Raw genomic sequence first — 23775 nt, 5'->3', positions numbered from 1 at the left:
GTCTGATGCTACTGTAAAACGGGATATTTCTTACCGAAAGGCTTACTCGGAAACGTGTAGTTTTCGGAAATCCGTGGGGGACTTCCCAACGAGCTTGCTAAACAAACGGGTGAAGTACTTCCCATCTTCGTAACCCAGGCCATAAGCAATTTCCTTGACGCTTTGAGTCGTATAGAAAAGCTGTCGTTGAGCCTCCTGGATTACTTCTTGCTGAATAAAATACGTTGAAGGAAAACCCGTAACCGATTTTACCGTGTCATTTAGGTAACTCACCGTAATGTTGAGCATCGCGGCGTAATCGGCGGGTCTTTTCAGGTTCAGGAAATGTTCTTTTACCAATTGCTGAAATCTTTTTGACAGGTCAACGCTTCGAAGGGTATGCTGCTGAATGCGTTGCTCTTCCTGGGTCTGAAAGAGATGAGCAGCCTGATAAAAAAAGGCATTCAGTAAGTGCTGCAACAGCTGAGCCTGAAAACGCTCGGGCTGCTCGGTATGGACCCGCGTATGAATGAGCTTAAACAGGTGGACGAACCAATCCAGGCTGGACGCGTCCAGACGCATGAGTACGATTCGGGAAAAAGCCTGATCAATCACGGTGCGGGCTTTGGGATCAATCAGAGCCGCATCGCAGGCCAGCATCCAGCCGTGAGCTTGTCGGGCAAAACCCAGCTGGTGGACTTGTCCGGGACAGGAGATCAATAAACTTGACGTACCAACTTCCATCTCCTGAAAATCAATGCTAAAATTAACCGCTCCCCGTTCCAGCAAAAAACAGCAGTAGTGATCGTGGCGGTGAGGCATCATGCTTCGATCCTGGGCAAGTACCTCGATTTCATCAAATGAAAACGATTGAATCTCAACGCCTGACAGGCTTTCAATGAGCGAGTAAAGGGCTATGGTTTCCTGGGTCATGGCTGTAGTCAGGACCAAAATCCGTGTGCGTAAATTTTAGCGTGCACATCCGGCATGGCTTTTAGTTTTTTTCGCAGGCTTTGTACCAGCGGAATATTTCCGGCAATATAAATGCTGGTGTACGCTTGTAACGACTGCGTTTGAAGCCATTGTTCCAGCTCCGCCTGTCCGTTGCTGTGACTTTTTACTCGAAACTCGAATTCGGGGTACTGCCAGGAGGCCGGAAACACGTAGTCATCCGTGAGCAGGACGCAGCCTTGCATGGGATAATGTTCCCGGGTCGTGAGTTGTCGCAGGCTCAAAAAGTGGCCCAAGGCACTGGCGTCCCCCAGGCAAAGGATTTCTCCCGGCTTTTCGGGTACAGGAGCCGCATGAGCGAGGCCCAGCAAAATAGTATCACCCGCTTTGAGTTGTCGGGCCCAGCGACTGCCAGCCCCCGCATGTCCGGTTTCGATATAAAAGGTACATTGCCGGGTGTCAACGTCCCATTCGGCAGGTGTATAATCGCGGTACGTAAGCGTTTCTACCTGACACTTGAAACGCTTGATACTTTCCCACTTTTCCATGGCAACGGTTGGGGTATGAATGACAATTTCGTGCAGGGTGGACGGTTGCCAGGCCCGGACGCTAACTACCTGAGCCGGAGTAAGCATTTTTTCCAGTAAACCCGACGCTGCTTTTTTAAGAAGATTGGCCATAGTCGATTGATTTGCTGGCAAAACTACGGGCCAATCAACTGCCTTTTGTCTAACAAAGAACGGGGATAGGTGGACAAATGGCGGTAAATGCTGATAGGTGTGCGTGGCAAGGCAGACGTAAGGCTACGTATGTCAAAAGCCCCTCCTACTACTAGTGAAGACCAGCGATGGAAGGGGCTTTCCAATGGGTACAATGATCATTGTCTTGACAGGCCATTAACCGACATCGATTGGGGCTCTTACAAAGTCGCCATATCGATTACAAAGCGGTAGCGTACGTCACCTTTCAGCATGCGATCGTAGGCGGTGTGAATATCGTTTATGGCAATGATTTCAATGTCCGAAACGATGTTCTTATCCTGACAGAAATCCAGCATCTCCTGCGTTTCGGCAATACCACCAATGTTCGAACCAGCCAGACTTTTACGCCCCGGAATCAGACTGAAGGCCAGAATAGCCGAGGGCGTTGGCGGGGCTCCAACGCAAATATGAACGCCGTCGGTTTTGAGTAAGGCCAGGTACTGATTGTAATCGTGCTCGGCGGAAACCGTATCGAGAATAAAATCGAAATAGCCCGTTACGGAAGCTAGTTGTTCGGGGTCTTTGGTCACGATAAACTTGTGGGCACCGAGGGCTTTGGCATCCTGTTCTTTGCTCGGTGAGGTACTCAGCACGGTTACTTCCGCTCCCAGAGCAACCCCGAATTTTACGCCCATGTGGCCTAAACCTCCTAGACCCAGAACTGCCAGTTTATGGCCTGGCTTTACGCCCCAGTGTCGCAGGGGCGAATACGTAGTAATACCGGCACAGAGCAGGGGAGCCGTAGCTGCCAGATCGAGATTTTCGGGGATGTGCAGTACAAAATCTTCGTGCACCACGATGGTGTTGGAATAGCCCCCGTACGTCGGTGTTTTCTTATCCTGCTCCAGCCCATTGTACGTCTGACTGTTGCCGTTGAGGCAGTATTGTTCCAAGCCGTGCTGGCAATTTTCGCAGGTGCGGCAGGAATCCACCAGACAACCCGTTCCGGCTAAATCGCCTACTTTAAATTTTTGCACATGGCTACCCACGGCCACCACGCGGCCTACGATCTCGTGCCCGGGTACCATGGGAAAAATGCCGTTACCCCATTCATCCCGAATCTGGTGCAGATCCGAGTGGCAGACGCCGCAGTACGTAATATCGAACTGAACATCGTGCGGACCGAGTTCCCGGCGTTCAAAAGACCAGGGAGCCAGGGGCGTATCCTTGGTCTGGGCGGCGTATCCTTTTGTTTCTATCATCGTTTTCTTATGCTTGAAAAGGGTTTTCATTGCTTTAGGGAAGCCATACGTTTCATTGCTGGGCCGAGGTGAAATCAAGGCCCGGGCTACGTCAGAGCAACTTTATTACCTTTTAGGTGAAAATCACAGAGTAATCGGAAAGGAATGGGCCAGGTAAGGGGGTGAGAACAAAAAGAATCAGCCTCTGGAAGCAGGGGATTTTCTTGCCCCATTCTGTTGGCAACCCTTCAATAGTAAAACCAGAGGCTGATCAGATACGGCTAAACATGAGCCCTGGAGCCCGAGCTACTGCCTGCCTCAATCAAGATTTATTCTGATAAAGCGTTGATTGTATGTTGTTTAAAAACTATTTATAAAGCTTTGTCCTGATCAAAATCAAAGCTTAAAGGCTGAAGGTTGTTCCTTTTAACATACTGCTCTCAAACAAGGACTATTCTTTTAAACGTATATCCTTAACCTCAACGCGAAAGACCCCGTGCCGAAAACGGGCAACGGGCGGAAGCTGGTTTTGTAAGCGATTGGGAATCGTGAGGTTTTCGTTCAGGTCCAGCGAAAACTGACCCTCCACCGTGCAGGATTCCGGATCGTACCGGGTAATACGCACCCAGCTTGCACGGCCCTTGCCATTGACGTATTCTTTGGCAAGGCCACTGCCATTCCACAATAGTCGGTAATTGGTTCGCTCCACATCCGTAACCCGCTGGCCATGAAGCTGGGCAATTGTATACCGACCTTTTTTAAGTGGGATCTGATAGACAGACAAACTTTGGGTAGGAACGCATTCGCCGTTGCAACCCGTAATGGCAGGGGAACGGTTGACAGAACTATTGCCCGAAAAGTCAAGGTCGGTAAACACTTGCAGCGTAAAGACCGATCCGGGCTGTTGACCCGGCTTGATGAGGCGAATGGCCTTTCCAGTAGCGAACCACGTAGAGTCATTAAGTTGGCTGACTACATTATGCGGACTCGAACGCGGCAGGCTGGTGTGGCGGGTACAGGCCGTACCGAGCACAAGCAAAAGAAGTAGTTTTTTATGCGGTGAATGGTGAACCGAAAGGCGTATAATGCGTAACGTCCGTGCAAGATGAAACAAAAACAACTAAGGTTTTAATTTTTTAACTATTTATTTAGTTATTGTGAATATACAGTGCTAGTATTACTGCAGATTTGAAAAAGATCCTTCCTCTATAATTAATTTTGCTATGCGATCAGCCTGCATTTTGTTTATTCTTTCTACGAATTAAGCACTTCGCTCAAGAGACATTCCAGCGTAAGAATGCTATTTCCCGCCGTCTTTAAGAACGGCTAAACGATCGGCCATTTTGGATTAAATCGGCAAGCCTACATCGCTTGCAGTGGGTGCTTTTTGTAAAGCACTTAAGCTAACTATTTGACAAATAGTGGCTTATAGAAACAACTATGGGCTGTTTTAAAGCAGCAAGTCATCACGTCAACATTTAAAAAAATCCTATGAAAAACATCGGTCTGTTTGGTACGGTCCTACTTTTAGGAACATTAGCAGAGGGGAATAGTCAGACGATTGCTAACCCTCCATCGGTTACGATTCAATTTAAAAATCAGCCGCAGATTGATAATTATTTTCATTTTAAAATTAACAACCGTACGTCCTGGTCGAGGAGAGACGATCTGTTGTCACTGTATACCGATGATGGGAATGGCCGATTTGAATTAAAACCCAATGAAATTCCCAATCCGATTGTTTTTAAAAGTCCCGCTTCAGTCGTAATCGCACGGCTTTCCGCCAATTATATGGATTACAATGACTATGTACTCCGAAGTGGAGACTCCCTGCTGATTAGCTACCGCGATTCGATCCCGCAACTGAACATTCTGCATCGAAAGCCATTTCCGGCTGATCTTCGGGTAGATGAGCTAATTCGCAAGGGCGTGGGACGTACCGAAAAATATACACCACTGGGCTGTTATATGGATGCGGGAAAAATTTACATGCGGGACATCATAAACGATCCCGCCGTGATGAAGAAAATCGCCACCCTGACACCGGTGCAAAACATTGCCCGCATTGACAGTGGCATCGCCCGGGTCAAGCGGAAACTCTACCCGCAGGTACTGGCGGATCTCGCCGTGGCCCATATCGTGCTGGATTCTTTGCAACAGGCGGGTATGCTATCGCCGGAAGTGTATGCTTTTCATAAAGAGAAGGTACAGATGCGGACGAACCTGGTCGAACTGGAAGCTGGACATCTTTCCAGTGATCGTATTCAGGCGATTTTAGCAGACTACAAGAAAAATCCCTACCACTATCCGGAAGTATACCATCACGAATTCCTGGATGCAGTTGCCGATCGGCTCGTGGCCCGAAAGGCCCGATTTATGGACCTGAAAGACGGAGTAAACCGGGATTACCGCCAGGCATTTGAACTGATCCAGACGAGTGCCCTGTTTCCGGCTCCGGCAAAAGACTATCTGCTCACGCGGGAAATGTATCGAATCGCCCGGACCTTTTCCCAGGCTGACTTTCTGCACTATCACCAGACGTACAAAGGGCTGGTGAAGGATACGCTCTACACGCAGTCTCTGGAAAAAAACTTTGCTTTGAAGTTTGATCAGCTACGAAACACCACGCGGTCCCTGGTGCTACTCGACAGTAAAAACAAACGCATTACCCTCGAAGATCTTAAGAAACGTCACGCCGGAAAAATCATGTACGTGGATTTCTGGGCCAGTTGGTGTGGTCCCTGCCGGGCCGCAATGCCGGAATCTATGCACCTCCGCAAGGCTTTACAGGAAGAAAAAGTCGTGTTTGTGTATCTATCCATCGATAATCAGGTTAAACCCTGGCTAGCAGCCAGTATGCAGGAGCAGCTCAGCGATTACCCGGAAAACTATCTGATCGTCAACGCCCAGGCTTCCGATTTCATCAAGGCAACGAAAGTACAGGCCATTCCCCGGTACATGATTTTTGACAAAAAGGGAAAGCTCACCCACGCCAATGCTCCACGGGTTGAAAGTAAGGAAACGGCTGCACTGTTGAGTAAACTGGCGGCGAATCCCTGAGGGAGTGACAAAACGGGTATTCTCCTGCTTCTTGTAGCACCGGATTACACGAACGGGCAGGAGAAGACAGGAGGATCCATCGGGGCCTAAGCAGGGTAGATCCATTGGTGGGTCCTCAATCGTTCATTCATCGGTGGTCCTGTGTACGGAATTCAATCCCTTCTCAGGCTCAACGCGTACAGGATTTTGCTTTCAACTACTTCAGCTTTCTCCGCAACCAGGCTCGTACCGGTTCATCGTACCACTTTAAGCTGGCATACGCCAATCCAATGGCTCCCGTAAACGTGAGTAGTGCGTAGGGCCAGGCCTGGCTGAGGGTAATGCCTTTGTGATGACTCACCCAGGCTACGTAAAAATACACCAGCACGTAATGCGTCATGTAGAGGGGATAGGAAAGATCACCGAGGAAGGTGCAAATTTTCTCTTCCATAGGCGTATGCACCACGCCACTGGCACCGAGGTAAACAATGAGTGGAAAGACCACGATGATGCAGAACGCTTCATAGAGACCGTTCATCCATAGCTGAGCTTCACCGCCTAGGCGTGGCATCAGTAAAACCACCGCAATCAGCAGGCTACACCAGAGAAAGGCATGTTTGATAGCTACGGGTCGGGCTACCCGAGATAGAAGCAGTCCGGCAAAAAACGGATAAATCGTACGGGTGATGCCGATCTGCATGTGTTGAGCATTGAGTGTCCAGCCACCCGCAACGTCTCCATTGGGGTTTGTAACCGCAAAATGCAATAGTACGGCACCGGCCAGTATGACAAAAGCAGTCAGGGCCTTCGTCGATAATTTCCTCAGTCCCAGAGCGTAGAGTAGGTTGGCGATGTACTCGAAAAATAAGGACCATCCCACACTATTGAGCGGATGCATCTCCTGCCAGCCGCGTATATCCATCGAAAGGGGGATCGGGAGAAGCGTATAACCGATCAGCGTAACAAGAATCAGCTTCCAGACCGGAACGGTATGAATGAGCGGCCAGATCGGGGAGTCGGTAAAGTAAAAGGTAACCGCACCAAGGGTCATGCCCCACACCACGAGGGGTTGCAGCCGCTCGAACCGGCGACGAAGAAAGCCGCCCACGGTTAAGCGGTTCCATCGGTCGTCGTAGGCATAACCAATAACAAAGCCGGATAAAAGAAAGAAAAAATCAACGGCCAGGTATCCATGGTTTACTACATTTTCCAGGCGGCTGCTGGCCAGCGGCTCGGCCAGGTGAAAAAAAACGACCAGGATGGCGGCTACTCCCCGGAGCCCATCCAGGATTTGATAATGAGGCTTGGTGCCTAATTGATGGTTATGCATACATAGTAAGACCCTTGCGACTATACGCTGGTTTGAGCAGGCACGAAGCGGAAGGTAGGTTTAGATTCTCTGCCAGTTTTCCCTTCAGTATAGGGTGTGCATTCGCGAACTGCGTAGGCTTGCTTTTACCGTTGAGGTCCTGGCGAGAGCGGAGGCATGTCCGAATACGGAATCGAACGGACCGATTTCAATAGTATACGCAAGAACTCGAAAAAAGCAGAAAGGAACAAGACCAGCGATGGAGTAATGAAGGGAATAGCCTTTTTAGACAGGTGTAGCCATACAACCTGTACAATCAAGTAGATACGACCAGCTTGCGTGAAATATAAGTAGTTGTACGTGCCAGTTGACCAGAATTTTCCCCGAAAAAATGGATAGAACAGTCAGGATATTGCAGAAAAAGAGTTTTGCCACTAGGCTGCTTTAGCAAAGGCTCATCCCTTAGGGTCAGTGTGGGCTGATGCTCAGAATCAGCTGCTTATAGGTTCATTGCCTCAAAAGCCGAATGATCAAAGAACAGAAAGTATCACTGGCTATCGCCTGGGTATCAGAACAATCGGGTGATACCGGGAAACTGAAATCTTATAGAGAAAATAAATCATACGTTTTGAAGTATGCTCAGGGAATGGCTGATTTTACCCGTGGGCCCCTACTGGTTTTATTTTTTTACGGCGTTTCCAGACACCTTGACAAGTAGACCCGTGAATAATTTTTTACTCAGAAAATATCAAAAAACCGTCAACAGTATCGCCTTTTACCCGGCGATCATCTCCCTGGGATTTCTCATTTTGTGTGGAATCATGATCACTTTAGATTATTCAACGCAGGGAAAATTGATCAAGAGTGAGCTGGTGTGGTTACGTTTAAGAGATGCTTCAACGGCCAGAAGCATCATCACGGCCATTGCCGCTGGACTGTTGTCGCTAACCGTATTCAGCTTTTCAATGGTAATGATCGTGCTGAATCAGGCGGCCTCTCAGATGAGTAACCGCGTACTTGGTCAGTTAATCGGGAATAGGTTTCAGCAAATCGTTCTAGGCATTTATATCGGAACCATCATCTATGCTTTCTTTCTGTTAAGCACGATTCGGGATGTCGAATCAGGAATTTACATTCCGGCCCTTAGTATCTACCTGCTAATGTTCTTTACGATCTTCGATATTTTCCTGTTTATTTATTTTTTACACTACATTACCCAGTCCGTTAAATATGAAGTAGTGATCAAAAAAATAGTTGAGGATACGCTGGATGCAATGAAAAAAAGCTGTCCTCATTCGCAACCTGTTCCTGCCCAGCCCTTTACGCATACTTCTCATTTTGTCAAAGCTACCGAGTCGGGTATCTACGAACGGATTGATCTGGAAGCTCTGCAATCGCTTTGTTCGGAACACGGTATTCAGATTAATGTAGTCGTTACTCCGGGTACGTTCGTGCTACCAGGCACTCCTTTGATGGGAGTAAGTAAAATGATTCCGGAATCGCTGGAAAAGCAAATCATTGACTTGACGTCCGTCAGGCATAATCAAACCATTCAGGGCAATTATTTTTACGGGTTTAGCCAATTAAGAGAAATTGGATTGCGAGCCTTGAGTACAGGCGTAAATGACCCCGGTACCGCTATTCTTAGTTTGCACGCCCTGGTATCCCTCTTCTTGTACCGGTCCAGTCATTTTCCGGCCGAGGCGGTTTACGATCAGCAGGGAAAAATTTTAATAGTCATTCCTGAAATCAGTTTTGATGCGTTGGTTTTGCAAAGCCTCCGACCACTGTGGGATTACGGTCAGGATGATCGATTATTCTGTAACGAAATGCATTTGATGTGTCTGCAATTGCAGGGGCTTACTTCCCACGTAGTCTTTAAGAAACTCCTGTCTGACATCGAGGCAAAGCAATCCACTTTCAATGCTGATTACAAATAACATCATTCATTTGTAGAACCGGACAGGTCGAGGATACTGCCGTTTTACTACTGTTCTCTTCTGATCAATACCGGCCTGGATATAAATAGTGTGTTATCGGACGATGAGCCCTGAAAACTATGGGAAGTTCCTGTAAATCAGTAAACCATTTGACGCGTTCCGTAGGTACCTCAAGCGGGATGCACATAACCTTCGAAGACGCATTTAGCCAGAGAATAGTAATAAAATGGGCTCAACGGACAAAAGGCGTAACAGCAAGCCAGATAACATAAGATACTGGTACACTGTTTTTCCCTAAAAAAGTACGTGTTCATTTACAGTAATTACCAGCATTTTGTTGAATTAAAATCAACCCCTTTAGTAGAATTGTTCAATTATAAAACGATCCATCCATGCAATCATTTATAAAAATCAAGTGGTCGAATGTCACAGCCAATGTCCTGATGTGGGCTTTCGTCCTGGTGTTGCTTCAATCCTGTAACTCAGAAAAATACAATTTTGCTACTTCAACGGTCGTGCCAGCCGCAGAAGGAAGTGTAGAGGTGGAGAAAGATGGCAACGATAACTATGAAGTTAATTTGAAGATTACCAGATTAGCTGAACCCAGCAGACTTACGCCACCCCGGAAACTCTACCTGGTTTGGGTACAAACCGAGAAAGACGGAGTAAAAAACATTGGACAGTTGAAAACGGATAGCGGATTTCTTTCAGATGAACTCAAAAGCTCTCTAAAGACACTGACGCCCTTTAAACCCATAGGATTTTTAATTTCAGCAGAAGACGACCTCAATGCCGCTCAACCCGTCGGGCAGATCGTAATGCAAACCGAAAAGTAAAGTAGGACGTTAGTGACGAGGGTTCTTCGCAATAGTTTCAAAAATCTTCTCCGGATATTTGAAACCTGTGTTGACGTTACGAACCAAGCTAGACGGATTAAACCACAGGTCGATCCGTTTAGGTACTGGAGTGGCCCAAACTAATACATCAGGAGAGATCAACCCCTGAAAACCATTGCTTTTCAGGGGTTGATCAACGAGCCAGCAACCTCTTCAATACTTCCTCGCTGTTTTGATCCGTAGAATCTAGTTCGACGGCTTTTGTGTAGGCAGCTATCGCACCTGCTTTATCCCCTCGCTTCAGGCATAAATCGCCCAAACGGGCGTGTACGATCGCTTCCTTGGGAAACTGTTCTTTCGCAATCATCAGTATTCCTTCGGCTGCGGGCAAATTGGCAGGGCGTTGCTGGAGAAAATCATAAGCCATGTAAGTGAGTTGGAAGACATTCAGATGCATTGCTGCGTACCCCTCCATGGCTTCCTTGATCCGGCCCATTCGGATTAGTTCGCTGGGTAAGTACTGGTCCTCAGCCAGACGCGGCCAGGGCGTTTTTTCCCACGCCAACCGGAGCGAATCGATTTTACCCGATGGGCCCCGACTGAAATAGGCATGGGTCGTGTAATCGGTCAGGGCGATGGTATCGGGGCTGATGGGGACGCAAAGGATGGGTTTGCCATTGTTGATCTGCTCGACAAGCAAATTGCCCTCCCGCCTGATTTGTACCACTTCATCGGCACCCCGCTGGTAGCGGCCTACGTACGCGTTCAGGAGCGAATCTGGTAAAACTTGCCTGACCAGGGGCCTGGGCAGAAAGTCTTTCCAGTTGTAAACGGGTGCTACGGCCCGACGAATCTCTTTGGCTAATTCATTGGCCCCATTGTCATTGTTCATCATGACTATTACACCATTACCGCCCGTCAAACTTCCCGTAACTTCAGCTAAAAATCCGGCATTGACGCCCGTGTGGGTAAAGTATCGACCGTCTTCACCCGTGCTTGTTTGCTGTCGCAGTAAAAAGACTCCCAATCCCATCTGTTCGTCATAGAATCCGTCACTCACCTGAGTCTGGGGTGTCATCATTGCCTGAGCCGATGCCTGTTGTAATAGACCACGTTTTCCCCCGTAACTAGCCTGAATGTCAATCAGAAGCAGAGCCAGATCATGGGCTGTGGTGTACAAACCAGCCGCGGCCTGTTGCGGATAGACGTAGGGCATGCCTTTAAACCAGCTATTGGACGAATAAGCCCACGATGCCCGGGTAGCTAGTGAAGCGGGAAGAGGTTGGGCAAAGGTTGAATGCCGCAACCTGAGCGGCTTAAAAAGTAACTCGTCGGTTAAGGTTGCAAAATCTTTACCCGTTACGTCCATCATCGCCAGCTGTACTACCAGATAGCCACCACCGGAATAGCGGAATCCCTGATTGGGTTCACTGTTGACGATTACGGGCCGACTTTCCGTGCCGGGTTTACCCGCCAGAATATCCACAATCGATGGCAGGGGCGTCTGGTTGGGTGTGAAGCCAAAGTAGGCGGACTGACTCGTTCCGCCGCGGTGACTCAGCAGCATCCGCAGGGTTATTGGAGTTCGACGCGTAAATTCATTCTCCGGCAATTTCCAGGAAGTCAGGTAGTGATTGATGGGGGTATCCAGGCTAAGTCGCCGCTGCTCAACCAGGCGAAGGGCCGCCAGGGCAGTTACTAACTTAGAGATTGATCCTGCTGAAAAGAGGGTATGCGGGGTGACTGGCTGGCGAGTGCTTGTATCCGCCAGACCGTACGACTTGACCCAATCGATGTGGTAGTTGCGAACAACGGCGATGCTTAGCCCCGGAACCTGATGATATTGTCTGCGTTTTTCAAGATTCCAGCCCGATAGCCCCGCGATGGGCACGTAAGGCATCAAACCCGTCTCAACAGCAGCGATTCGGTCGGCCCGCTTTTCGGGTACTTGAGCAATGACGAACGGGAGGAATTGGGCGAGGCCAAGCCACGTGCAGAAAAACCAACGCAGGAGTCTGTAGGATTGCATGATCGACTGATTTGACCCAAAGGTGTACGCTTTACAAATCAGGATCGTCCCGAATCATAGAATGGCACTTCTTTTGGTACATTTTTGGCGTGCAGCCGGTTTGCTCCTTGAATACCCGATTGAAGGTGGTTTTGGACGGAAAGCCCGCTTCCAATGCCAAAGCCAGGAGCGTAAATCGCTCGGCGTCTCCGGCTTCCAGGCGTCGCTTGACTTCTTCCACGCGATGCGTATTGATGTACTCAGCAAACGACTGCCCAAAACCCGTATTGATGGTTCGGGAGACGACGTTGGGAGAAAGCCCAAGCCGGGCTGCCAACGAAACCAGCGTAAGCTCCGGGTTCTGATAAAGCTTTTGGTAGTGAATAGCCTGTTGAATCTGGTCCTGATGTTCTTTATTGACGGACGAGGCTGGTAGTATCTTCGCCGGGAGATGTACTTGTGTAAGGGTGTGACCGGTGAGGGCGGCGATACAGGTAAAAATCGGGAACAACTGAGCGGTAAAAAAGAATCGGGTATCTTGAGGTGATAAATACAGGAAGTTGATGAGTGGATCAAGCAGTGCCAGTCCGTAGAAGAAAGCAAGACCCCGTAAGGCAGGTTTCATCCAGCCTGCCGGATCAGGTGTCTGTTGCACTCGTTTTCAGCTAAGGTAAAGATAGCTGAGCATCAGTAGACCACTGACGTAATACTCCACATAACGGGTGTAAGGTTTATGAACCGTTAGCCAGAACCAGGCTTTGGTAGGGAGCGGTTGAAAAACCAGAATCAGATAAAACAGGATCTGTAAGGCAAGCGGAACAAAATGCCAGCTAGTGAAAGGTTGGGTTGGCGTAGTGCGGGCCCGCACATACCCGTAAACAAACGCACCGAAACCCCAGGAAAAAAATAAAGGCGAAAAATAGAGCCAGCGGTTGCGATAGTAAATGCCGGATCGACTTAAAAAGTAGTCAATCACCTGACAGGTGAGTCCAACGATTAGCAGTGCTAACCACCGATGGGCTGAACGTCTGGGCTGAAGTAAAAGCCTGCCCGCCGTGGTAATGCCCTGAGCAATGCAGAAAAGATCAAAGAGGTTTCTTAGGTTTAAATAAGCCGTCATGGGCAAGTGAAGCAGGAATTGGGCTCACCTAAAGTACGGATACGCCGTGAATTCTGCAACAGAGGAAAATATAGACAGACACAGACCCGAACGTACCTTTCCCGGCGAACGAGTTACCTATTGAATAGGATCCAAACAAACATCCCGGCACCTACAGCACCGGGATGTAAAACTTCCGCTAAAATTGATAATCATTTTTGCACCAGGGGCACAAAACACTTCACTTATAAACCCGCTGATTCTAGTGATATCAACCGGTTCGCAATCTTCAGCCTTACAAAGGGAATGATCTGTTTAACGAAGTCTTTTCTGGGGCTATGGGTAAAATGTTCCTTTCTCCTTTCCTGGATAGCCTTAGCTAAACCGAACGGTTTTAGGCTCATCGGCTTGAGAAGAAGAGCTGGTTTGATTACATAAATCAGGGCGTTAGCTGTACCGTTTTGGAGTAGATCAAGTCAGAGACATTTCTGGTTTTGATTCCGACGCGAGCGAAGAGAAAGCCCGTTTTCCTAAGATTAGTTTTTTCACTATTGGACAGGGTTTTCAAATTTAACGTAAGGGTATTGGTACCCGGTACGACATTGGTAAACGCCCTTTCGAGAACCTTGGACGTATTATCCACAATAGCAGTAGGAGTCAATTGAATCACCGTTCTTTCCATGACAGCGGTGGAAACTACCTGCTCAACGTTGAAGGTGGCGGTAAATACCGAATCCTTGTAAGTGCTCGTGTAATTACTCAACCAGAAATAAGGCGTTACTTCAAAGTTTACATTTTTCTCTTCCCCTCTCAAGGTAAACCGCAGGGTGTCCGTATTGGGTACCCAGGGACCCCGGCCCGGCGTCAGGTTGAGGTAGTAATCGCCATCGAATGCATTAATGGTATAAGTGCCGTCTTCTCTGGAAAATACTTTGATGAATCCCTGGATCCAGCCTTCGCCCGTCTGGTGAAGCTGAAGCATGTTGGATCCGGTGGCATCAGAAGCCGTTCCCATCAGTTGCATGGGCTGACCTTTGTATAAAAACTGACCCGAAACCCTGGAAGTAGGATAATCCCAGTTATCAATTTCCGTGCTACAGCTCATCAGCAGACACACCGGCAGAACGAGTAAGAGACGATAAAAAAGCGATGCTATAGTCATGAGATCAAAGCTTATTGTAAAGGATTGTACACCAGTTTGGGGTTGTTGGCTCGCCAGCTTGGCTGAATGGCCGCGTAATAATTCATCAACGGGAAGTTGCGGGGGTTTGGAGCCATTTTATAGGAAACCTGTTTGGTAAACACCCACTTGCCATCGTTCGCGTCGCCCGGAGCTACTACTTTGTACGGGAAGAGCGAATACATCTGAGCCGTCGGATCATTCGGTGTTCCATTCCAGATGGTGTGAGCTAACCGCCAGCGTTTCAAATCCCAGTACCGGTGATCTTCAAAAGCAAATTCAACCCGGTATTCATTCACAATATGGTTGAAAGTGATGGACGATTCGGTGACGGGCGTAATACCGCCCCGGCGGCGGGTAGCATTCAGGTTCGTAACGGCCTTGGCTTTATCCCCAAGCTCGAAAGCGGCTTCGGCGGCAATCAGGTAGGCTTCGGCGATACGGAACCGGGGCCACCACATCTCGCTAAAGCCTGGGTTTAGGCCTGCATTGGGAGCTTCATCCAGGAATTTCCGAACCAGAAATCCGGTTTTGTTCACAAAATTGTCGGAATTGGCTACCGGACCGTTAATCGACGTAACCAGATTGCCCTGCGTATCCCGACCGCCAGCGGCGGAAGTCCGCAGTACATACTCATTACCCGATTTGTTAAGCTGACCCGCCTGAAGAATAACGGGGGTTTGACGGTACGGGGCGTTGGGATAGATAACCGTTCCCCAGAGCCGGGCATCCTTTCTGGAGAAAGGGTCTTCGACGGAGTTATAGAATACGTAGCTACCGTCATCGTTTCGAGTTTTGATTTGCGGAGCACTACCGTCTTTGTTTTCAAAGGCTTCCACCAGATTCAAAACTACGCCCAGGGCATTACCCTCCGTAAAATCCCGCTGGGAATACGGCATGGTAAAATTCGTAAACTGCGTCACTACGTTTGGACGTAACCGGTCCATTGCCCAGATTACTTCCGTGTTGCCCGCTTTTACGCTCGTTGCCTTATAAAAAGAGTCGCCCAGATTTGTAGGGTCGATTTGTAAAACATAGGGTCCCTGCTGAATCACCTGTTCGGCGGTTTCGAGGGCTATTTTGTAATACTTACTGGCCTGATCAGCGGGAATACCTGCCTCCCAGTTCTGCGTTCTGACGCTCGGAGTAATTTTGTTACCGTAGTTGGCAATGGAGGCTGCGTATATTGCAGCCCGTGATTTAAGCATCAGGGCCGCCCATTTATTGGCAACACTTCCATTCGTGGTTTTGGCAGCCGTTAATTTGGTAGCGGCCAGGTCGCACTGAGCAATTACATAATCGTAGATGCCCGCTTCGGTCGAGCGTGGTACCTGAAACTGCACCGGATCGATACCCGACTGATAGGTATAAACGGTATCGCCTAAAATCGGCATGCCTCCAAAACTGCGGGCCATGCAGAAATGATACCAGGCTCTTAAGAAAATGCACTGAGCCTCCAGGTTGCTACGGTCTGCTTCCAGCAGGGACGAACGGGCCGCACTGGAGCGAATGCCAACCAGAAACTGATTCATGCGTCGAACCAGTCCGTAATCATACGTCTGAAAGAAGTGACGGGGAATTACTTTTTCGTCATCCGTAGTGGTTGGCGGTCCGTACGACAGGTTGGCCTCATCCAGCAAGTGATAATTGCCGTGATTACTGTTGGTCTGTCCATAATTAACGGAAGCATAAAAGTTTGCCAGAACCGATTGAGCCAGGGCTTTGTCGGTAAATACCTCACTCTCAGGTAATATATTGGTTGGCTCTGTATCCAGTTCGGTTGTACATCCTGTCAGGTAAAACAGGAATGCCAGGGTTAGGAAACCAAGAGAAATTTTCATGATCTTTCGAAATAAAGGTATTACAGTTTCAGATTAAAGCCGGCATTAACTAACCGGGGGTTAGGATAAGCTATCCCTGAGTTAGCCGTCATTTCCGGATCCAGTCCACCGGGCATATTCGTCAGGGTCAGAATATTCTGAGCAGAGACGTATACGCGTAAGCCCGAAAGCTTGGCTTTTTTAATCATACGGTCCGGTAGCGTGTAGCCAAACTCAAGGTTACGTAACTTCATATACGTAACGTTTGTCTGCCAGTTGCTGTTGGGCCAGTGGGTATTCATCCAGTTATTGACGCCCTTGGTCAGCAGGGGGTATTTACCGATGTTGAATCCACTGTTTTTATCCCAGATGTCTTTGTACCAGGTAGAGTTATCGGCGAGGTATTGCGAAACATTGGTATTGCCATCAAAATATCGCATCACCCATTGCTGTTCGTACGTAAACTTGGAACCTCCGGCAAATTCGGCTCTGAAATCGAATCCTTTCCAGCTGGCTCCGGCCTGAAAGGCAAAGTTTAGCCAGGGCGTTCCACCGTTTACACGATAGGTAACGTTTTTCATATCCAGATCCGTGATGTATCCATCGTTGTTGGTATCCTGGTAGATGTAATCACCGGGACGAAGGGTCGTATTCCCATAGTGATCCTGATCGATGGGGTGATTGGCAATTTGCTCCCAGCTTTGAAACTGCCCAACGGAAACGAGCTGAAAGCTACCATCCCGGAAACGGCCTTCGGTACTGCCAAGGTCGCGGTAACGATCGTAGGAGTTGGCCCATCTGGGTTTGTAACGCGTGCCCGTAATCCAGCGGGAAAACGTAAAATTACCACCTACGAAATAGTTGAAATCCCGCACGTTGTCTTTCCAGCTTAGGTGCATTTCAATACCCTTGGTATGATCGCTGTTCAGGTTTTCAGCGGGTAAGCTAAATCCAATTTCGTTGGGTAACAGTACATCATAGCGACTGGCTAATTCACCCGTCTGGTGACGATCAAACCAGTCAAAACCCGCCGTCAGACGATTGCCCAGTAAACCTACGTCTATACCTAAATCCAGAACAAACACCCGACCCCAGGTAATATTATCCGTAGCCAATCCCGTAATACGGCTGGAAACCACATCCCGACCATCCAGAATAGCAGAGCCCTGATTAAAGTTATAACCGGTAATATAGGTCAGAGCACTTCCCAACTCCCTGCCCAGTACCCCGTAAGAACCACGAAGCTTGACTTCATCAATTTTCTGACTCAGAAAAGTATTGTTTTCCAGAATCCTTCCTGCGAAATCCGGTACGCCAGCGATCCCGAAGGGAAGAAGCCAAAGCGTTTGCCCTTTTTGTAAAAGTAGGACCCATCATAACGACCTGATAACTCCAGAATGTATTTGTTATCGTAGTCGTAATTGAAACGGCCCAGAACACCCAGGCGACTCTGATTAAAAGGAATGGCGTCTATTACGTTGGCCGTGGATTTGGTCGTGAGGAATGGAATACCATTCGCTTCCTGATTTCCCCAGATATAGACCCTTGAATAGTTTGCTAACTTCGTTTCCATCCCCGTAACCAGATGCACGTGATGTTTGGCGAACGTTTTTTCGTAGTCGAGTTGTACGTTACTCGTCATTTCCTCCGCGTTCTCTACGTTACGTTCCAGATAACGGGCATTGCCCTGATAAGCAATGGTATACGCGTTAGTAGGCTGGTCGAAGCGGTACAACAGAGGCGATTTCTCCCGCAGGTCGTTTCGGATATTTCGGTACCAGTAGCTAACCAGAGCCCGGGCTTTAAGGCCGTCAAAAATGCTGTATTCGGCGGTGCCGTTGATTTGCATGATCCGGATTTGTGATTCGTACTTGCCGGACATTTCTTCGTTGATCCACCCGTAGCTGAACTGGGGATCAATAGCCGAGATTCCCGGGTAACGGGGATCATCATTGACGAAAGGCCGTTTGGTCGGTAAATTCCGGAAGGCGGCCTGCAGGGCAAAATCGTAATCGTCTCCTGGAAGACCCGGTTGCCGATTGCGTTCCAGACGGCCATTCATTAATACGCCTACTTTAAGCTTCTTAGTAATATTGAAGTTGACATTGCTTTGAAAGTTGGTCCGGTCGAATCCGTGAAAATTCCGAAGCATACTCTTCTGCTCGACACGGTTGAGGCTGATGTAGTAATCCGCGTTGTCACTTCCACCGGAGACGTTCAGGCTTCCGTAAATTTGGGGTCTGGTTTGCCAGATGTAATTGTACCAGTCGAAAGACTGAAAACCCGGCTCGGTTCCCCGCACCCATTTATCATACTGTTCCCGGTTGATAGTTCGGGCAGCATCGGGCACATTATTGTAGGTTTCGTCCTGAACAATGGCTTTCATGTACGTAGCTGCATCGGCGGGCTTGTTATAACCTGCCGGAATCTGGAGGCCATAGTAGCTTTGAAGCGTAATGGTTGGTTTCTGATTACGCTTTCCTTTTTTCGTGGTTACGACTAACACGCCGTTGGCTGCCTGCATCCCGTAAATGGAAGCGGATGCATCCTTTAGAATGGAAATGTTTTCGATATCATTGAAGTCCAGCTGGGCAAAGCTGCCATAATCTTTCTGAATCCCATCAATAATAACCAGCGGAGTCCCGTAGTTACGGATTTCAATGGCGGGAGCACTGCCCGGACGGCCCGTAGTCTGACGAAAGGCAATACCCGGAATTTTACCAACCAGGGCCCCGGCTGCCGTTACGGTACTGGCGTGTGACAGTTCTTCGGCATTAACCGTAGAAATCGCCCCGGAGACGGTTTCTTTCTTATTTTTCAGACCGAACCCTACTACGACAACCTCATCGAGTACTTTGTTATCATCCCGAAGCGTCAGGTTGATGGAACTTTGCTTGCCTACGCGTACTTCCTGGGTTTTGTAGCCCAGAAAACTGAACAGTAACTCATCTTCCTCGCTGTTTACTAAAACTTTAAAGGTTCCATCGCTGGTCGTAACCGTTCCACGGGTGGTTCCCTTAATCAGGATATTCACCCCAGCAACCGGGTTTCCTTTTTCATCGGTCACGGTTCCGGTTACTGGAATTTCCGCTCCCAGAACGGTTTCTTTCTTTAAAGTTGAGGCAGGTGGCGTAATTCGCTTCAACAGAATCTGATTACCGGCTGATTCGTACGTAATCTGGATCGGGTTTAAAATCTCATTCAGTACCGTCTGAATGGGTTGATTCTGTGCCTGGTAACTAATTTTTTGCTTGGACTGAATGATTTCCCGGCTGTAGATGAATTTGACACCGACGAGTTTTTCTATCTTTTTGAGAACATCTTCGACGTTCTGGTCTTTGACGACAATAGAAATGCGGCGGTCCAGATCATTTTGAGCGTGAACCTGGGCTGGCAGGAAAAGCAGGAGACTGAAGAGCCAGCACACCATCGGCAGCACGGTCCGCGGATAGCCTTTTAGGACACGTAAGGGTAGAAGCATTGTGGATAGAGGTTTTGGAGTTTATAGAAAAAATGAGCAATAGAGGTCTTGTTCTCCATCGAATAGAGAAAGCGTGAGAACAACACTGGAACAGTTTAAGGATCGGTCGTCAGGTCACTTCAATCGCTAGCGTTCTGACCATTCAACGGTTAGGGAGTACAGCTATGGCCAGTGACGTAAATCGTATCTCCTTGTGTTTCATAAGAAGCTTCAACTGCCGAGCAGATCAGCCTTAGTTTTTCAGCAAAGGGTACGCCGTTTAAGTCACCCGTAAAGGTGCAGCCCTGTAAATTGTGCGGGTCAAATTCGATTTTGATGTGATACGTGTTCTGAAGTCGGCTAAGTACCTCAGTGACGGGAGTAAATTCAAAGTTTTGGTTATCGTTAAGTACAGAGGTAAGATTTTGTTTATGAAGGGCAGGAGCCAGGGTTTGCTTGGTTAACTGATTCGTGATAATATCAAGTTTAACCTGTTCATTCTTTTCTAAAACTAAATAGCGATCAGGGTTTTTCATGGAGTTTACCGTAACCGTACCCGTTTTTACTTTTACAAAGGCAATCTTCTGATCCCGAGAGGCCTGTACCTGAAAACTGGTACCCACTACCCGAGTAGTAAGAAACGGTGTGTAGACCCAGAAGGGGCGAGTTTTATCTTTCACTACTTCAAAGAAACCCTCGCCGATCAGGTAAATTTCCCGTTGATCAGCCTGCATGTTGTACCAGAGCTGCCCTGCCGGGGAAAGCAAAACCGAGGAGCCATCCGTAAGGCTAATGAGCTGGGCGGACGGGCCCGTATTCACAACTTTCTGCCAGCTGTTTTTCGTAGCAATGATTTTCTCTTCAATTGGAGCGGTATTTGAACCAGTTGTTGAATTCCAGATAAAATCTTTCAGGAAAAAACCGATGATGACCAGAGCTGCCAGGCCTGCCAGCGGAGCCAGCCATTGCAGTCCGGGCCGGAACCTGCGAATCCTGGAGGTAGTAAGGTTTCGTTCGTTAGCTTCGTGAATGGCTTGCTTAATCTGCTCGATTTCACCCGTATGCTGAGCTTCTGGCTGGACCTTGTCACTGAGAACCAGGCAGAGGGCAGCGGCCTGTTCGTATAAGTCCCGTTTGTCTGGATTTTGCCGGAGCCATTCCTGCCAATAGGTGTAATCCTGGGGTCTGCGACCCGTGATCCACTCCCGGAAGGCATCATTAGCTAGAAAGTCCTCTAAGGTATCGAAAGAAGTCATGGATGATCCGGCTTCGTTGGCATGATTTACTGCTTATATGCAGCAACTCACCGGTCATACTCTGTTTAATGCTAAAATTTTAAAAATAAATACAAAAAGATAAAGAAGTGCTGGGGCTGACAATGGTTCCTCATTTTTGACATGGCCCGGGTCAGGAAATTGGAAACCGATTGCCGATTCACCTGCATGACTTCAGCAATCTCCCCAATGCTCATATTCTGGTAATAGTGCAGGTATATGGCTTCCCTTTCACGGGAAGAAAGCTGATTCATTAGCAATTGCAATTGCTGAACACGGCTGGAGAAGGCTTCATTCTCAATCAGGATCGATTCCCCGCTGATGTTTTCCGGAGTTCCCAGCTCCCAATCCAGGTCATGGGTAATCATTCGCTTGGAAGAACGAATGTGCATGAAAATATGATTACGAAGTCCCTTGAGCAGATAATGTTTCACCGATAGGGTGTCATTAATCTGGGTTCGGTTCTGCCACAGTTGTAAAAACAGATCCTGTATGCAGTCCTTAACCACAAACTCGCTGACGGAAAATTTCTGACCGTAGTGCTTTAAGGTAGCATAATATCTTTCGGCAATAGTACCTAGTGCCGCTTCATTGCCAGCAAGATACGCTTGCCATAAATCAGAATCAGTGCTGGTCGTATACATCGCGGAAGTCAGGTAATGGATAACAGATGAGAGCCGGGTAGTCTAAAAAGCCTAGGAATACATTTTGGGATTATGCAATTTTTACTATATACCTGTACATTTTCCAGGAAAGTTTACTAGTAAACAGTCGTATGAAAGCATGGTATAGGCATTTCAGTTCAATCAATCCATGCAAATTTATTTATATAATCTATTTTTATCAATGAATTGTTCAATGAATGTTTTTTCGTTGGTGTAAAAATTTTAGCCGAGTGTTGAATCCAACTAATTCAAGGAATAACGTACCTACGGATCGTGAGTAATCTCAACCCATTATGGTTTTTTTTCGCCAGAGTTCGTCCTTTTTAATGCTTCGGTAGTAAGTCACTGGTAGTGAATTCCTTACCTGCATATAATCTGGTGTTGAGTATACGGAGTCATCTCTACGAGCTGTTTTTAAGGTGAAGACTGTACGCTGAACACGGCTCCTGCCGATACCTGATTTTCCTACACCAGGCTTTCGTTATTTTTTGGCAATCGAGCATCTTCTAAAGGTTCAGACTTGTCATAAAGTCTGTCTACGTCCTTGCTCGCCACGATTCAAGATAGGTCTTCGGCAAACTCATCCTGTATTTTCGGGTTTAGGTAAGTAGCTATAATAGCTTTACAGGCCTGGGAGCCTTTTGTAGGTTTCCAGGTCAAAGCCATGTATCGTATGTCTTCTTTCTATAATTCTCCCGTCGCGATTCTGTATCAGGCCGCCCTGCCTCCCGTCAAAAACGGCATCATCAAGCCCATGAAACCCGGAGGCTATTCCGATAGCGGGGCGGATATGGCCTTCACCTTACAGCAGGCGGGCATTCCGGTCGTAACGCCAGTCGGGCATCCGGACCCTACTCAGGTCTATGATTGGGTTTTCCCGGATACCCGACAGGGAATTGAGCAAGCCTTAACCCTGGGAGCCAAAAGGCTATGGCTGAATACCATTCTTTTCGAAACCCACCCCATCCAGCACTATTTAAATCAGGGAATTCCGGTTGTTGGTCAGGACCCGAGTCTCGTAGAATTGTATGACGACAAATGGGATACCAACGCGTTGTTACGAAGTAAAGGTTTACCCATTCCTTCGGCACACATTCTCCAGCGTGTTGCGGAGCTTGAATCCATTCTCCAGCAAGGACTCTTACTGCCAGTTGTCGCCAAGCCCATTCGGGGCAGAGGAAGTGCGGGCGTTTCGCTCATCCATACGCCGGAAGAATTACGGGCTACAGTAAAAGCCATGCTGCAATCAGCGGAATTTGGTGATGCGATTATGATCGAAACCTATCTCCCCGGTCAGGAAGTAACCCTGACCGTGATGCCTCCGGGAAGGTATCATCTGGAGGGGGCAAGCGTAGCAAAAACCCGGTATTGGAGTCTGCCTCCCGTCAAACGATTTAATCATCAAAACGGCATTGCCCCTTACAATGGAGTGGTAGCTGTGGTGGCCAATAGTGCAATCGTTTCGGATGAAGAAAGGAGGACGGAGTCACTACAGGTCCTCATGCGACAGTGTGAACAGGCGGCGGAAGTTGTTTCGGCCAGGGCTCCCATTCGCATTGACTGCCGGCAAGACAATCAGGGCACTTATTATTTATTTGACCTGAACCTGAAACCAAACATGACCGGTGCGGGTCGTCCGGGGCGTGAAGATCAGGATAGTTTGTCCGCCTTGGCCGCCCGAAGCATTGGTTGGAGTTACCCGGATCTGCTGGTAAACATGCTCGCTCAACAGTGGCACCGGTAAAACCATAACAGGACTGGATCAGAATTGACTAGCTACGTTTCTAATCGGGTTGTTCGCTTTACTCATTTTTTCTTAGTTTAAGGGTCGTTAAACACTCTTAGTAGCATTTTCCCCTGTTCCTGGCAATATATGTTCCTTACCCTGTATGATGAAACCTTCTCCGGTCAGCAGCTTCATAGTCTGGTCCTGGAAATAAACACTGAACTGGTGACGGTCAAAGACCTCATCACTGCCCGCGTTTTAGCTGAAATTGAATGTTTTACGCAAAAAATGCCTGCCAAACCTTTCGTGGTACCCGCAGAGGCTGATGCGTTGACGGAGACTTCCCTTCGAACAATTGATGCTGAAAAGCAAGTTTACGTAGCCCTGGATGCCTTCGAAAAAAACGGCTTTTTCATATTGGTGGATCATGTGCAGGTGGAAAGCCTGACTGAGCAAGTTCGCGTTGCTTCCGATACTAAAATTAGCTTCATCAAATTGACGCCACTGATTGGCGGTTAATGTAAAAAACTAGTGAAAATACCTTTGA

At 48.1% G+C, this 23775-nt stretch carries 19 protein-coding genes; 5 read left to right on the top strand and 14 right to left on the bottom strand.

Annotation, left to right across the window (positions count from 1 at the left end):
* Positions 1-42: 42 nt before the first annotated feature.
* The 4 genes from BWI93_RS17840 to BWI93_RS17825 all read right to left on the bottom strand — a co-directional run bounded on the left by BWI93_RS17840 (position 43) and on the right by BWI93_RS17825 (position 3986).
* Positions 43-912, bottom strand: coding sequence for an AraC family transcriptional regulator (locus tag BWI93_RS17840; protein WP_094813711.1), 870 nt, complete (start codon positions 910-912; stop codon positions 43-45).
* 8 nt (positions 913-920) lie between these two features.
* Positions 921-1610, bottom strand: coding sequence for a siderophore-interacting protein (locus BWI93_RS17835; RefSeq protein WP_094813709.1), 690 nt, complete (start codon positions 1608-1610; stop codon positions 921-923).
* Positions 1611-1849: 239 nt separating this feature from the next.
* On the bottom strand, positions 1850-2893 hold the full coding sequence (locus BWI93_RS17830) for an NAD(P)-dependent alcohol dehydrogenase (protein ID WP_094813771.1): 1044 nt from the start codon (positions 2891-2893) through the stop codon (positions 1850-1852).
* A gap of 430 nt (positions 2894-3323) precedes the next feature.
* Positions 3324-3986, bottom strand: a complete 663-nt coding sequence (locus BWI93_RS17825; RefSeq protein ID WP_141217514.1) for a hypothetical protein — start codon at positions 3984-3986, stop codon at positions 3324-3326.
* A 377-nt stretch (positions 3987-4363) separates the two neighbouring features.
* Here BWI93_RS17825 and BWI93_RS17820 point away from each other — a divergent pair, with 377 nt between their 5' ends.
* Positions 4364-5932: a TlpA disulfide reductase family protein gene (locus BWI93_RS17820; protein WP_094813705.1), complete on the top strand. Its 1569-nt coding sequence runs from the start codon at positions 4364-4366 to the stop codon at positions 5930-5932.
* A gap of 196 nt (positions 5933-6128) precedes the next feature.
* On the opposite strand, the gene BWI93_RS17815 is transcribed toward BWI93_RS17820, so the two are convergent.
* On the bottom strand, positions 6129-7241 hold the full coding sequence (locus tag BWI93_RS17815) for an acyltransferase (protein WP_094813703.1): 1113 nt from the start codon (positions 7239-7241) through the stop codon (positions 6129-6131).
* A gap of 614 nt (positions 7242-7855) precedes the next feature.
* Here BWI93_RS17815 and BWI93_RS17810 point away from each other — a divergent pair.
* Positions 7856-9160, top strand: a complete 1305-nt coding sequence (locus BWI93_RS17810; protein WP_094813701.1) for a DUF2254 domain-containing protein — start codon at positions 7856-7858, stop codon at positions 9158-9160.
* Between the two features lie 392 nt (positions 9161-9552).
* Entirely contained in the window at positions 9553-9996 is a 444-nt protein-coding gene (locus BWI93_RS17805) for a hypothetical protein (protein ID WP_094813699.1), read from the top strand.
* Between the two features lie 193 nt (positions 9997-10189).
* Here the strand turns inward: BWI93_RS17805 and BWI93_RS17800 are convergent, their stop codons facing one another.
* The 9 genes from BWI93_RS17800 to BWI93_RS17760 all read right to left on the bottom strand — a co-directional run bounded on the left by BWI93_RS17800 (position 10190) and on the right by BWI93_RS17760 (position 21481).
* Positions 10190-12025: a serine hydrolase gene (locus tag BWI93_RS17800; RefSeq protein WP_094813697.1), complete on the bottom strand. Its 1836-nt coding sequence runs from the start codon at positions 12023-12025 to the stop codon at positions 10190-10192.
* A 31-nt stretch (positions 12026-12056) separates the two neighbouring features.
* Positions 12057-12659, bottom strand: coding sequence for a helix-turn-helix domain-containing protein (locus BWI93_RS17795; RefSeq protein ID WP_141217513.1), 603 nt, complete (start codon positions 12657-12659; stop codon positions 12057-12059).
* A 6-nt stretch (positions 12660-12665) separates the two neighbouring features.
* Positions 12666-13124, bottom strand: a complete 459-nt coding sequence (locus BWI93_RS17790; RefSeq protein ID WP_094813693.1) for a hypothetical protein — start codon at positions 13122-13124, stop codon at positions 12666-12668.
* Between the two features lie 418 nt (positions 13125-13542).
* Entirely contained in the window at positions 13543-14265 is a 723-nt protein-coding gene (locus BWI93_RS17785) for a DUF3823 domain-containing protein (RefSeq protein ID WP_094813691.1), read from the bottom strand.
* Between the two features lie 11 nt (positions 14266-14276).
* On the bottom strand, positions 14277-16124 hold the full coding sequence (locus tag BWI93_RS17780) for a RagB/SusD family nutrient uptake outer membrane protein (protein WP_217902304.1): 1848 nt from the start codon (positions 16122-16124) through the stop codon (positions 14277-14279).
* Positions 16125-16144: 20 nt separating this feature from the next.
* Complete coding sequence (locus BWI93_RS17775) at positions 16145-17314, bottom strand: hypothetical protein (protein ID WP_094813687.1); 1170 nt, start codon at positions 17312-17314, stop codon at positions 16145-16147.
* Positions 17315-17370: 56 nt separating this feature from the next.
* Complete coding sequence (locus BWI93_RS17770; RefSeq protein WP_094813685.1) at positions 17371-19584, bottom strand: SusC/RagA family TonB-linked outer membrane protein; 2214 nt, start codon at positions 19582-19584, stop codon at positions 17371-17373.
* A gap of 149 nt (positions 19585-19733) precedes the next feature.
* Positions 19734-20819 carry a FecR family protein gene (locus tag BWI93_RS17765; RefSeq protein ID WP_094813683.1) on the bottom strand — a complete coding sequence of 362 codons (1086 nt, stop codon included), beginning with the start codon at positions 20817-20819 and terminating at the stop codon, positions 19734-19736.
* Between the two features lie 71 nt (positions 20820-20890).
* Complete coding sequence (locus tag BWI93_RS17760) at positions 20891-21481, bottom strand: RNA polymerase sigma factor (protein ID WP_094813681.1); 591 nt, start codon at positions 21479-21481, stop codon at positions 20891-20893.
* A gap of 694 nt (positions 21482-22175) precedes the next feature.
* Here BWI93_RS17760 and BWI93_RS17755 point away from each other — a divergent pair.
* Together BWI93_RS17755 and BWI93_RS17750 are read left to right on the top strand one after the other, a co-directional pair.
* On the top strand, positions 22176-23246 hold the full coding sequence (locus tag BWI93_RS17755) for a carboxylate--amine ligase (RefSeq protein ID WP_094813679.1): 1071 nt from the start codon (positions 22176-22178) through the stop codon (positions 23244-23246).
* A gap of 129 nt (positions 23247-23375) precedes the next feature.
* On the top strand, positions 23376-23747 hold the full coding sequence (locus BWI93_RS17750; RefSeq protein WP_094813677.1) for a hypothetical protein: 372 nt from the start codon (positions 23376-23378) through the stop codon (positions 23745-23747).
* Positions 23748-23775 lie beyond the last annotated feature (28 nt).

This window comes from Siphonobacter sp. BAB-5385 (genome assembly GCF_002261125.1).
GTDB lineage: Bacteria > Bacteroidota > Bacteroidia > Cytophagales > Spirosomataceae > Siphonobacter.
This window is presented reverse-complemented; position numbering and strand designations above follow the sequence as displayed.

Coding starts and splice junctions, on each gene's coding strand:
- BWI93_RS17840 (WP_094813711.1), bottom strand. CDS start 912: ATGACCCAGGAAACCATAGCCCTTTACTCGCTCATTGAAAGCCTGTCA.
- BWI93_RS17835 (WP_094813709.1), bottom strand. CDS start 1,610: ATGGCCAATCTTCTTAAAAAAGCAGCGTCGGGTTTACTGGAAAAAATG.
- BWI93_RS17830 (WP_094813771.1), bottom strand. CDS start 2,893: ATGATAGAAACAAAAGGATACGCCGCCCAGACCAAGGATACGCCCCTG.
- BWI93_RS17820 (WP_094813705.1), top strand. CDS start 4,364: ATGAAAAACATCGGTCTGTTTGGTACGGTCCTACTTTTAGGAACATTA.
- BWI93_RS17815 (WP_094813703.1), bottom strand. CDS start 7,241: ATGCATAACCATCAATTAGGCACCAAGCCTCATTATCAAATCCTGGAT.
- BWI93_RS17810 (WP_094813701.1), top strand. CDS start 7,856: ATGCTCAGGGAATGGCTGATTTTACCCGTGGGCCCCTACTGGTTTTAT.
- BWI93_RS17805 (WP_094813699.1), top strand. CDS start 9,553: ATGCAATCATTTATAAAAATCAAGTGGTCGAATGTCACAGCCAATGTC.
- BWI93_RS17800 (WP_094813697.1), bottom strand. CDS start 12,025: ATGCAATCCTACAGACTCCTGCGTTGGTTTTTCTGCACGTGGCTTGGC.
- BWI93_RS17790 (WP_094813693.1), bottom strand. CDS start 13,124: ATGACGGCTTATTTAAACCTAAGAAACCTCTTTGATCTTTTCTGCATT.
- BWI93_RS17785 (WP_094813691.1), bottom strand. CDS start 14,265: ATGACTATAGCATCGCTTTTTTATCGTCTCTTACTCGTTCTGCCGGTG.
- BWI93_RS17780 (WP_217902304.1), bottom strand. CDS start 16,124: ATGAAAATTTCTCTTGGTTTCCTAACCCTGGCATTCCTGTTTTACCTG.
- BWI93_RS17770 (WP_094813685.1), bottom strand. CDS start 19,584: ATGCTTCTACCCTTACGTGTCCTAAAAGGCTATCCGCGGACCGTGCTG.
- BWI93_RS17765 (WP_094813683.1), bottom strand. CDS start 20,819: ATGACTTCTTTCGATACCTTAGAGGACTTTCTAGCTAATGATGCCTTC.
- BWI93_RS17760 (WP_094813681.1), bottom strand. CDS start 21,481: ATGTATACGACCAGCACTGATTCTGATTTATGGCAAGCGTATCTTGCT.
- BWI93_RS17755 (WP_094813679.1), top strand. CDS start 22,176: ATGTCTTCTTTCTATAATTCTCCCGTCGCGATTCTGTATCAGGCCGCC.
- BWI93_RS17750 (WP_094813677.1), top strand. CDS start 23,376: ATGTTCCTTACCCTGTATGATGAAACCTTCTCCGGTCAGCAGCTTCAT.